We start from the raw sequence: 11,170 nt of genomic DNA, 5'->3' as shown, positions 1-11,170 counted from the left end.
CATGCCGAGCGACAGCGAGGGACCAAGTGGTGGGGCAAGAGCGCTTTGGTTACTTTTGTCTGGGCCGGCTTCCGGATCTATCGAAAGTGACGCGCTGTAAAAGCGCAACCAATATCCGCCATCACCGCAGTAACGGATATGCACACAAGCCGCGACAGCTACGCAAAAACGCTCAAGGCTTGGCTCCGCTACTCTCCCAACCCCCACCCAACGCCAGAAACAGATCAATCTGTCCCATTGCAACCTGCGTATTGGCCGTCGCCAACTGCGCCCGCACATCGGTATAAGTCCGGGTCGCCTGCAAATCAGCCAGAAACGAAGCCCGTCCGGCCTGGAAAAAACGATGCGTCTGATCCGCCGCCTGCTCCGCTGATTGCGCCGCATCGGTGAGCGCATCACGGCGTTGCAGCAGCGCCGTATATTGCGCCAGACCCGTCTGGGTTTCCCGTATGGCATTCAGTACCACACCATCAAAACGCGCCAATGCCGCCTGGCTCGAAGCCTCAGCCTCATGAATCCGCGCACGAGCGCCGTTCGACGGCACGGTCCAGTTAATCAACGGACCAAAACCCCAACGGTTAGCCACCGGCTTGCCCAGATTTTCCAGCAGGCCCACGGTACCGACGGTCGCGCCGATGCTGATGTCCGGGTACAACTCACCCGTCGCCACACCGATTTCAGCGGTCGATGCCGCCAGACGCCGTTCCGCCTGACGTACATCCGGGCGGCGTTTGAGCAACGCAGCGCCATCACCCACCGGCATCACCTGAGCGATGTGCGGCAACTCATTACAGGAGCTCACGCCTGCGGGCAGTTGATCCAGCGGCTTGGCCAGCAGCATCGACAACCGATACAGACCGGTCTGGCGCAAGGCCTCGTAACGCGGCAATTCCGCGCTCAAGGATTTGAACTGGGTTTCCGAGCGCGTTACTTGAGTTTCATCACCACGCCCGGCGTCACGCAGGCGCTGGGTCAGGCTGACGCTCTGCTTCTGCAGGCTCAGCGACTCCATGGCGATGTCGTGCTCTTCGTTGGCGGCGCAGACCTGGGTGTAAGCGCGAACCACATCCGCCACCAAGGTGATGCGTGCAGTGTCGGCAGCCGCCTGAGCAGCATCCACGTTGGCGTTGGCGGCTTCGATACCGCGTTGCAGGGTGCCGAACAAATCGAACTGATACGAAGTGGTAATCCCCACATCACCAACGTTGCCCACCGGGACTTTTTCACTCAGCAAAAACGCTTCGCCGGACTCTTGAAGGCGCTGCGCACCGGCTTTGGCGCTGGTTGTAAAACCGCCTGCCGCTTCGGCCTCGGAGCTCTGGTAGCGAGCGCGTTGCAGGTTGGCGGCGGCGATGCGCAGGTCGGTGTTGGAGGCCATGGCCTGTTGCACCAACTGATCCAGTCGCGGGTCCTGATACAGACGCCACCAATCAGCTGGGACCGGTGCGGAAACGGTATTGACCGATTCCCCGGCCAACTCGCCTTGCAGGTCCGGACGGTTGATCGCGGCGTCCTTGGGCAGTTGGTAGTCGGGGCCAACCATCTGACACGCCGACAGCAGCAAGCCAAGCCCGACCGTTGCCGTCAGGCGCGTGAGGTGTGTCATTTGCCGGACTCCTCTGTGTGAATCGCCTGACCGTCTTCGATGATCGACACCGTGGCGGTGCGTCCGGCGATCATGCGGAAGTTGTCCGGCACCTCGTCGAAGGCGATGCGCACTGGAATGCGCTGGGCGAGGCGCACCCAGCTGAACGCCGGATTGACGTTGGGCAGAAGGTTGGAGCCGCTGGTACGGTCGCGGTCTTCGATACCGGCGACGATGCTCACCACATGGCCGCGCAGGCGGGCATTGTCGCCGATCACGCGGATGTCCACGCTTTGCCCGATATGAATGCCGTCGAGCTTGGTTTCTTCGAAGTAGCCATCGATATGGAATGAAGCGCCATCGACCACTGACAACACGGGGCGGCCCGCAGTGACGAACTCGTGGGAGCGGGGCGCGCGGTCGTTGAGGTAGCCGTCCACCGGGCTGCGGATCACCGAGCGATCCAGGTTCAGTTGCGCAGCGTCCACTGCCACTTGAGACTCCTGCAAGGCGGATAGGGCGCGGGCCTCCCGGGACTGGCTTTCTTCAAGTTGCTCGCGGGCCACCAGATTGCCGAGGCCACGGTTACGCTTATTCTCGCGGCGGGCCTGTTCCCAGGTTTCCTGACGTTCGGCGACCGTTGCCTTGGCCTGGCGCAAGGCCAGACGGAAGCGGTCCTGGTCGATGGTGAACAGCACCTGGCCTTTGCTGACCAGCTGGTTGTCACCGACTTCGACTTTTTCGATTAGCCCGGAGACGTCCGGCGCGATCTGCACGATGTCGGCGCGGATGTGCCCGTCGCGGGTCCAGGGGGCGTACATGTAATACATGACCATGCGCCACACGACGATGGCCGCGAAGGTCACAACCAGCAGAGTCAGGACCACACGGCCCAAAGTAAGCAGAGGTTTTTTCATTTCATCAGGTATCGACTGAGAGTATCCACGGCGCCGAGCAACAAAGCGTATAGACCTACGTTGAACAATGCCCGGTGCCAGACCAGACGGTAAAAATGGGTGCGCGATAACACCGCGTGGACCCCGAGAAACAGTAAATAGGTGATGCCCATCAGCGCGAGAAACGTGGGTACGAAGACCCCGCTGATGTCCAGATCGCCAATCATAGGGACGCTCCGTCAAGGCCATGGGGCGGTAGTGCTTCGGTTTCGGCCGCCGCATTGACGACTTCCACGCCGGGCAAAAGCGCCAGACGCAGACCGCTCAACGCGTGCAGCAGATGCAGGCGGGCCGGTTCTTCGCCCAGCAGTTCAACGTTCAGGGCGCGGCGTGCGCGATCCATGGTCATCAACATACCTTTGGGCGCTGGCAGACGTTCACCGGCTTTCAGGCAGGCCTGGAAGTGGCTGCCGACTTCTTCGACCACCTGACGCAACAACAACTGCTGCCCCGCGTGCGCTCTTGGCAACCAGGCCAGCGTATCGAGCAGATTCAGCGCCACACGCAGGTCGCGAAGGGCGATACCGGTGTCTTGTGCGGTGATGGTCAGTCGCGGCAGTTGTTGCATCAATCGGTCAAGCATCTGTGCGCCCATGGCCCGATGCTCAGCCAGTGTCGCGGGTTCGGTCAGGGCAACAATGTCGCGCCAGCTGAATCGGGTCAGGCGCTTGACTGCCAGCTCGACGCCGAACGGCCGCATGATCAGCGTCCAGATAAAGGCGAACAGCAAGCCCACCGGTCCGGCCAGGTTGGAGTTGATGAAGTTCAGGAAATCCGCGTCGTAGGCGCTCTGAATGCTGACAAAGGACGAGGTGTTGACGATGGTCAGCAAGGTGCCCAGGTAGAAGCGTGGCTGCACGGTGAGGGTGCCGACACAAATAAACGGCACCGCGAAGGCCAGCACCAGCATCGGGAAGTCATGCAGGTTGGGCAGCACCACGAACAGGTACAGGCTGGCGAAGACGACTGACAGCATGGTCCAGAAGAAGAACCGGTAAATCTGCGGAGCCGGGTCGTCCATGGCCGCAAAGAAGCTGCACGATACGGCGGCCAATGCCACGGCGGCAGCGCCATCGGTCCAGCCGAGCAGGATCCACAGCACCGAAGCAATGATGATCGCCAGCACCGAGGTCATCACCGAATACAGCATCAGCCCGCGATCCAGAAATGGCGTAATGCGCGCCAGCCGCCAGTGCCGGTACACGGCGCGCCACGGCGTCTGGTCGTCAGTCTTGATGGCGTGCTGCAAGGTGCGGCAGTCCTGCCACAGATCAATGAACTCGCCCAGGCGATAAAGCGCGTTGGACAACAGCAGTTGATGGCGATCATCGAGCTGCGCCTCACTCGGTTGCAGGCGTTCAAGCTCGCGATGCAGGGCTTGCCATTGCTCGGTCTGCAGGCTGCTGGCGGTATTTTCCAGCCAGGCGCGGGTCTCGATCAGCAGCGGGGCAAAGTTGGCGACCAATTCCGGGGTCCGGCGCTCCAGTGCCCATAAGGCGTCATCCAGCGCGTCGATTACCGGCAAGAGGTGGATCATCCGGCCGCGCAGTTCCTTGGCGTTGCGCACCGTTTGCTTGCGGGCACCTTCGTGGGGCAACTGGCCGATCATCAGTTCGAGGGTGTTAAAGGTGCCCACCATCGAACTGCGCAGGGTGCCGACTTCTTCAGCGTTGGCACTGCGTGAAAGAAAGCGATCACTGTAGGCCGAGGCATCGCTAAACCATTTATCTGCCGCGCCTTGCATGACCGGCGCCAGGCGGCGCGGCCAGAAAATGCTGCCGACGACGGCGGCACAGACGATGCCGAGGAAAATTTCTTCCGTCCGGGATACGGCGATCTCGAACACCGCTTGCGGGTTGTCCACCACCGGGAAGGAAATCAGCGGCATGGTGTAACCGGCCAGCATCAACGCGTAGCTGTTGGCGGTGCGCAGATGCAGCGACAGAAACAGCAGCGTGCCAGTCCATAAGGCGATGACTACGGCTAGCAGAAACGGGGTTTGCACGAACATCGGCACGATGAACACCGAAGCCGCTGCGCCGGTCAGCGTACCGATTGCGCGATACAGCGCCTTGGAACTGGTCGGCCCCACGAACGGGCTGGAGACGATATAGACAGTTGCCATTGCCCAGTACGGACGCGGCATTTCCATGAGCAGCGCGATGTACAACGCCAGCATTGAAGCGCCGAACGTGCGTACGCCATAGAACCAGTCGCGCGCGGGTGGCACGCCTGCGAAGAAATCTTTCAAAGCGACCCCGCGCTGTCTTGGTTGGCCGCATCACTGAACGCTTTGAACACTCGCAAAGTCGCTTCGAGGTCTTCCTTGGCCACGCCTTTAAGTACTTCGCGGCGCAAACGCAGCAACTCGTCTTCGATGGCCAGCGCCACCACCCGGCCATTTTCGGTAAGGCTCAGGGATTTGGCCCGGCGATCCGACGGGTCTTCGGTGCGGCAGACGATGTCGGCATTGCACAGTTGGTCGAGCAGGCGGACCAAAGTCGGGCTCTCCATACCCGCAGCGTGGGCCACCGTGACCTGATTCACGCCATCGCCCAGACGCAGAATCATCAGCAGCGGCGCAGCGCAGGCTTCGGAAACGCCATAGCGCACCAGCGTGTTGTGGCAGATCCGCCGCCATTGTCGGGACGAAGCGACCATGCCGCTGCTGATGCTCATCTGCAGGGAGTCGAGAGACATAAACGAACCGGAAAATTAGTTAGCGAGGATATTGTTCGTGACAACATAATTAGCTTGCTAACTATAATCCTGTAACAAAGTCTTACAGTCAACCCCGAATTGCTGAGTGGTCTGCTGTCCTGATGGTCTGAGAATCAGGGAAAAGTGAGCATGCGGGACAGGGTTAAATCGAAAAAGTGCCCGCCGGATTGATTATTTTTATACCGTTCGTCGGCATTTATTTTGATTTTTCCCCCGTTAGCAGAGCCTTTCAGGCACGTACGTCCAAAAAACTGACGTGGTTCACATTTGGCAGTTTCCATATTTGATGATGCTTGCAGCTCAGGGGAGGTGATGGGCTCCTACTGATTTCGTGATATCGAAATAGTAGCCTTTGAGGTTTTGTGTTGTTTTATTGACGCCAATTCAGTGTCGCGACCTGCTCACAAAAAAATCGATTCAGCCGATACGCCAGACGAAGCCATCCGGGAGCTCAAGCGCCCGGTCTAGAGACCTTTGTCGGTGCGCTGGCCGCACCTTGTGAGCATGCGATGATCGACCTCGCCACTTGGAACCTTTCCATTCCTGTAGGCACTCCATCCGTGATTATTGATACCCCTAAGCTGGTTCAGGGTTATCAGGATGGTTACTTTCGTTCTGGCAATACATTGTTCTTCTGGGCACCAGTGACGGGCTCGAAAACGGAGAACGCTAAATTTCCAAGGACGGAACTGCGGGAGACGACAGCGGACGGCAAGGTGTACAACTGGACTTACTCCCAGGCAGACAACTTTCTGCGCGCTGCGCTCACGGTCAATCAGGTGCCTTCCACCGGCAAGATCGTCATCGGTCAGATACACGCCTTTCAAAGCACCGAGCCGCTGCTCAAAGTCGAGTATCAATTCAAGGAAAAACTGCAGACTGGCAACATCGTCGCTAAATTTCGCCGCAGCCCAGACGCTGAAATCGAGGTGATCAACATCGCATCAGGTGTGCCCTTGAACGAACGCTTCAGCTACAGCATTCATCTGACTCCGGCAGGCAATCTGTCAGTCAATGCGGCTGATTATGTGTGGAGTGCCAAACTCGATGCTGGCTGGAAAGACAAGCTGCTGTACTTCAAGGCGGGGGTGTATACCCAGGACAACACCGGGTATGCCACCGAAGGCGGGGCTGCAACGTTTTACAAGCTGATCATCAATCACGACAAGAAGGCGTGAGGCCATAAGAGCCTCAGCTCCTACAGGGTTGTGTGGTTCCTGTAGGAGCTGCCGCAGGCTGCGAATAGGCCAGTCAGGCTTTAAAGAGCTTACCGAGTGCTCTATTAATCAATTCAACCCCAACTTCCCACGCAAGGTCGACAGATCTTCAGCCAGGGTGTTAACCGGGCCGACCAGCGCTTTGCGGTCGTTTTCTTTCACTTTGTCGTAAGTCTCGAAGCCGCCATCCTTGGTTTTGTACTTGGCCAGGATCTTGTCCACGGTGGCGAAGTTCTTGTCGACCTTGGCAGCGAACACCTTGTCGGACTTCTCGATTTGCGGGCGGAACAGGTCGACGATTTTCTTCGCGCCGTCAATGTTGCCCTGGAAGTCATACAGGTCAGTGTGGCTGTAGCGGTCTTCCTCGCCGGAGATCTTCGTTGCCGCGACTTCTTCCAGCAACGCAGCAGCGCCACCCACCACTTTTTCAGGCGGGAAGGTCAGACCGGCGACGCGGCTTTCCAGATCTTTCACGTCAGCCATCAGCTTGTCAGCAATCGGGCCTTGGTCCTTGGTGCTGTTCTGCGAGAACAGTGCGTATTCCAGGCGGTGGAAACCAGTGAAGTCTTCAGCATTCACGCCAGCTTCGTGGTCATCAACGCGGGAGTCGATGGACGCGTCCAGGTCGCTGAACAGCTCAGCCATTGGTTCGATTTCTTCGTAAAACACGCGAGTCGGCGCGTACAGTTTTTTAGCCGTGGCCAGGTCGCCTTTTTTCACCGCGTCGGTGAATTTCTGAGTGTGGCTGACCAGCTCGCCGATCTGTTCGGTGACGTAGATTTTGTAGTCCGAAACCGGCCCTACCAGGTCCAGTGGCGCAGTGGCGGCGAAGACCGGGGTCTGCAGCAGACCTGCGGTGAGCAGCAAAGCAAAAGGCAACTTCTTCATGGGACTCTTCCTGTTGAGGTGGCTTTAAGGGTTAGCGGTTACGCAGTTTTGGTATCGGATCTGGCCGAAGCCTGAAGCAGTGAGCGACCAATGAAGTCCTGGTCGTTGATCACGCCGGGGAGGGTAAAGAAGTACCCACCGCCTACCGGTTTGAGGTATTCCTCCAGTGGCTCGCCATTGAGGCGGGTCTGCACGGTGATGAAGCCTTTTTCGAGGTCGGACTGGTAGCAGATGAACAGCAGGCCCATGTCGAGTTGACCGTTCTTGTTGACGCCGTTGGAGTAGTTGAACGGGCGGCGCAGGATCAGGTTGCGCTGGCTTTCAGCCGTGCGCGGGTTGGCCAGCCGGATATGGGAATCCAGTCTGGTTTTCTTGCCGTGAGGATCGGCGGCGTAGTCCGGCACATCGGTTTCTACCTTGCCATCCATGGGCGCCCCGGTGGTTTTGACCCGGCCGAAAATCGCTTCCTGCTCTTGCAGTGGCGTGCGGTCCCAGCGCTCGACGAAATTGCGGATGATCCGCACCGCCTGATAGCTGCCATTAGCCGCCCAGTCTGGTTCGTCACTGCCCGGTTGCACCCAGACCAGTTCGTTCATGGTCTTCTGATTGTTGGAATCCGGGTTCGCCGAGCCGTCGCGGAAACCGAGGAAGTTACGCGCGCTTTCCGGTGGCTGCCCGGGTTTCTTCGGCGCTTGCGGCGGCACGCTGCCTTCCTGCTTCCAGCGCACCAGCAGCAGGTCCGGCAGGTTTTTCACGATGTCGCGCAGGGCGTGGATGTTGCTGTCGGCGCTGTTGGCACAGAACTGGATGCTCAGGTCGCCATGGCAACTGTCCGCTTCCAGCGCGTCATTGGGGAAACCGACCATGCGGCTCAGACGCTTGGGTTTGACGCTTTCCAGACCGAAGCGCTCGTCGAACAGCGAGTCACCCACAGAAACGGTGATGGTCAGGTTATCCGGCGTGACGACCGGGCCGAGGATGCCGGAGTCTACAGGCGGCAACTTGGGATCGACCTGTGGCACGGTTCCGCCGGTCATCAGGAACGTGATGCGCTCGTTCAGTGTACGAAACAGACGTTCCAGATCATCCCGGTCGGCGGCCAGCACATCGAACGCGACCAGCATGCCCGACGCCGGACGCGGGTTGACGATCCCGGTCTGGTGGATGCCGTGGAATTCGTTGTGGTCAGCGGTCTTTTCGCTGTTCGGCGCTTCGGTGACCTGTGCCGGAGCGGCTGCCAATACGTTGCCGCTCAGGCTGCTGCCTGCCAAAGCCGCACCCGCCGCACCGAGGCCGAGCAGCACTCGACGGCGTTGAACTGATTGCGGGGCGTTGCTGTTGTCTGAGTCGTTCATGGCTAATCGTCTTTCTCGAAATCAGTTGTTTGACACCACGCTTTCGCGCGGTAAACACCAATCCTGTAGGAGCTCACGAGTATCGCGAGGTAGCGATAGCGATTCATCTGACACACCGCAATCGCTGCCTCGCGGTGCTCGTGAGCTCCTACAGGGGGATGCATTCCAGTTCAGGCAATCAAAGACCCGAAAGCCCCAGCGCCTGGTCTACCCCGTCCAGCGCGTCCGCCAACGCCTTGGCCTTGTCGGCAATCAACTTGCGTTGCGGGGCGTCCACCTGGTCGTAGGGGCGCATGCCGCTGTCAGTGCTCAGGCCGTTCAATTCGGTGTCCAGCGCAGCGGCGGCCGCATCGATCTGCTCCAGCAGCGGCTTGGCGCTTTTCGCCAGCATCGGGCGCAGCAGGTCGATGACTTTGCGAGTGCCTTCAAGGTTGGCAACGAAACCGTTCAGATCGCTGTGGCTGTAGCGTTCCTCTTCGCCGTTGCTGCGGATGTCGGCGAGGCTGCGCATATTGCGGGCGATGACGCTGGCCAGTTGCTCAGGAGCCATGTTCTGCGCCAACAACTGCTGCTTGAGCGTGGTGACGTCGGTTTGCAGGCGCTGAGCTACCGGGAGCAGGCCTTCAACGCTGTGCTGGTCGAAGAGTCCATATTCAAGGCGATGGAAGCCGCTGAAGCCTGAGTCCTGCTCACGTTTCTCGTAATAGTCGGCGCGGGCGTTGATCGCGTTATCCAGCTCAGCCAGACGCTGCGCGGCCGGTGCAATACGTTGATAAGCCGCGCGCGCTGGAAGGTAGGCCGCCTGGGCTGCGCTCAGATCACCCGCCGCAATGGCGTCCTGCAAGGCATTCACCGCCTTGATCAGCGCCGAACCCTGCATGCTCAGGTAAACCCGGTACTCCGACAGTGGGCCGATGAAGGCGACCATCGAAGGGCGCGCCTTGGCATTGGCTTCCGACTCGGCGGTCGGCGTCACGTGCAGGGTGCCACGCGGATTGCTCAACAGTCCGCAGGTAATCGCGTAGTCGCCCGGTTGCAGGTTGGCGTTGATCACCTGACTCAGGCCCGGGGCAATGTTTTCCCGTTCTTCAATCACCAGGACGCCATCGAGAATTTCCCATTCAACGGCCCGTTCGGAGCGGTTGACGATACGGAAGGCGTTCTTGCCTGCAGGCACGGTGAGTGCGTTCGGCTCGCACGCACGGGCATGAATAGTGACCACGGTCTCGGCGCTGTTGTTGGCGGCGCGCTTTTTGGTAGCGCTTTGCGAGGCGTAATAAAACAGGCCACCGGCGGCGATCATGAGCACCACTGAACCCGCGACAGCCAATTTCAAGGCGCGAGGCGGCTTGGCTTTCTCTGAAAGCCCTGTAGGACGATTCGACATGAGTTGCCTTATTCGTTTGTAGCGGAAGAGGGATGCGGGTGCGCCGGTCGGGTAGGCAGACTCACTACCCGAGCGTGCGGCATGAAGAACAACGCCAGAGCGAAGACCAGATAAATCAAGTAAGCGCTGAGGGTGCTGATGGTCGGCGCATCCTGATAACCGAACATGCCCGCCAGTACCGAGCCGGTTGGGCCATCCATCGGCAACGTTGCGCTGAGGTCGAAGACCACGGTTTGCAGATGGTTCCAGAGTCCGGCTTCATGCAGCGCCTGCACCGAATTGGCGAGAATCCCGGCGGCCACCACGAGGATGAACAGTCCGGTCCAGCGGAAGAACAGGCTCAGGTTCAAACGCATGCTGCCGCTGTAAATGGCGAACCCGACGGCGACGGCAAGGATCAGGCCGAGCAGGGCGCCCAGTGGTGCGCCGGCCCCCTCACTTTGTTGGAACACCGCGAGCAGAAAGAACACGGTTTCCAGCCCTTCGCGGGCCACGGCAAAGAACACCATGGCAATCAACGCGTAGGTCTGGTTTTTCGAACCGGCGAGGGCGGCGTCGAGAGATTCATGCAAAGCGTGTTTGATCGAACGCGCCACTTTGCGCATCCAGAACACCATCGAACTGAGGATCACCACAGCCACGAGACCGACGACGCCTTCGAACAATTCCTGCTGCTTTTGCGGGAATTCAGCGCTGACCAGTTCCAGACCGCCGCCAACGAACAGTGCAACAGCGACGGCCAGAAACACGCCGATCCACACGGCGGGCATCCACTCACCACGGCCGGTCTGCTTCAGGTAACTGGCGATGATGCCAACAATAAGCGCGGCTTCAATCCCTTCGCGCAGCATGATCAAAAAAGGAACGAGCATGTTTCACCAGGGTTAATGCGTTAGGCTGACCTGCTTCAGAGCGGTAAAAAACACACGCCTGAAACAATGCGTAACATAATGATACTCATTATTGAATGCGTATAGTTGTTTTTTTGTGCTGGTTCGTATTTGGATTTTTTGTTCAGGTGGGGTTCAGGCGGTGCAGACGGGGAGGGACGACCGTAGGAG

At 59.2% G+C, this 11,170-nt stretch carries 10 protein-coding genes; 1 reads left to right on the top strand and 9 read right to left on the bottom strand.

What is annotated here, in order from left to right; translation table 11 throughout:
* Window positions 1-172: 172 nt before the first annotated feature.
* The 5 genes from AUC60_RS24275 to AUC60_RS24255 are packed head-to-tail and all read right to left on the bottom strand — an operon-like array spanning window position 173 to window position 5,241.
* The gene (locus AUC60_RS24275) at window positions 173-1,606 is read right to left on the bottom strand and encodes an efflux transporter outer membrane subunit (RefSeq protein WP_087273666.1); all 1,434 of its coding nucleotides are present in this window, start codon (window positions 1,604-1,606) and stop codon (window positions 173-175) included.
* On the bottom strand, window positions 1,603-2,502 hold the full coding sequence (locus AUC60_RS24270) for an efflux RND transporter periplasmic adaptor subunit (RefSeq protein ID WP_087273664.1): 900 nt from the start codon (window positions 2,500-2,502) through the stop codon (window positions 1,603-1,605). The genes AUC60_RS24275 and AUC60_RS24270 overlap by 4 nt, the downstream gene beginning before the upstream one ends.
* Window positions 2,499-2,708, bottom strand: coding sequence for a DUF1656 domain-containing protein (locus tag AUC60_RS24265; RefSeq protein WP_027902485.1), 210 nt, complete (start codon window positions 2,706-2,708; stop codon window positions 2,499-2,501). Before AUC60_RS24265 ends, AUC60_RS24270 begins: the two co-directional genes overlap by 4 nt.
* A complete protein-coding gene (locus tag AUC60_RS24260; protein WP_167384393.1) occupies window positions 2,705-4,792 on the bottom strand; it encodes an FUSC family protein in 2,088 nt (695 codons plus the stop codon). Before AUC60_RS24260 ends, AUC60_RS24265 begins: the two co-directional genes overlap by 4 nt.
* Window positions 4,789-5,241: a MarR family winged helix-turn-helix transcriptional regulator gene (locus tag AUC60_RS24255; protein WP_087273662.1), complete on the bottom strand. Its 453-nt coding sequence runs from the start codon at window positions 5,239-5,241 to the stop codon at window positions 4,789-4,791. The genes AUC60_RS24260 and AUC60_RS24255 overlap by 4 nt, the downstream gene beginning before the upstream one ends.
* Before the next feature lie 530 nt (window positions 5,242-5,771).
* Here AUC60_RS24255 and AUC60_RS24250 point away from each other — a divergent pair.
* On the top strand, window positions 5,772-6,440 hold the full coding sequence (locus AUC60_RS24250) for a polysaccharide lyase family 7 protein (protein ID WP_087273660.1): 669 nt from the start codon (window positions 5,772-5,774) through the stop codon (window positions 6,438-6,440).
* Between the two features lie 108 nt (window positions 6,441-6,548).
* On the opposite strand, the gene efeO (AUC60_RS24245) is transcribed toward AUC60_RS24250, so the two are convergent.
* The 4 genes from efeO (AUC60_RS24245) to efeU all read right to left on the bottom strand — a co-directional run bounded on the left by efeO (AUC60_RS24245) (window position 6,549) and on the right by efeU (window position 10,981).
* Window positions 6,549-7,367 carry an iron uptake system protein EfeO gene (gene efeO, locus AUC60_RS24245; RefSeq protein WP_087273658.1) on the bottom strand — a complete coding sequence of 273 codons (819 nt, stop codon included), beginning with the start codon at window positions 7,365-7,367 and terminating at the stop codon, window positions 6,549-6,551.
* 38 nt (window positions 7,368-7,405) lie between these two features.
* Window positions 7,406-8,722 (bottom strand): iron uptake transporter deferrochelatase/peroxidase subunit, encoded by a 1,317-nt coding sequence (gene efeB, locus AUC60_RS24240; RefSeq protein ID WP_087273656.1) that lies wholly within the window; start codon window positions 8,720-8,722, stop codon window positions 7,406-7,408.
* Between the two features lie 178 nt (window positions 8,723-8,900).
* Window positions 8,901-10,109 (bottom strand): iron uptake system protein EfeO, encoded by a 1,209-nt coding sequence (efeO, locus tag AUC60_RS24235; RefSeq protein WP_087273654.1) that lies wholly within the window; start codon window positions 10,107-10,109, stop codon window positions 8,901-8,903.
* An 8-nt stretch (window positions 10,110-10,117) separates the two neighbouring features.
* Window positions 10,118-10,981 (bottom strand): iron uptake transporter permease EfeU, encoded by an 864-nt coding sequence (efeU, locus tag AUC60_RS24230; RefSeq protein WP_087273652.1) that lies wholly within the window; start codon window positions 10,979-10,981, stop codon window positions 10,118-10,120.
* Window positions 10,982-11,170: the final 189 nt, after the last annotated feature.

Origin of the sequence: Pseudomonas caspiana (genome assembly GCF_002158995.1) — a bacterium.
Classification (GTDB): domain Bacteria; phylum Pseudomonadota; class Gammaproteobacteria; order Pseudomonadales; family Pseudomonadaceae; genus Aquipseudomonas; species Aquipseudomonas caspiana.
Note: the sequence above shows the minus strand (reverse complement) of the source record. Positions and strands in the feature narration are given on the sequence as shown.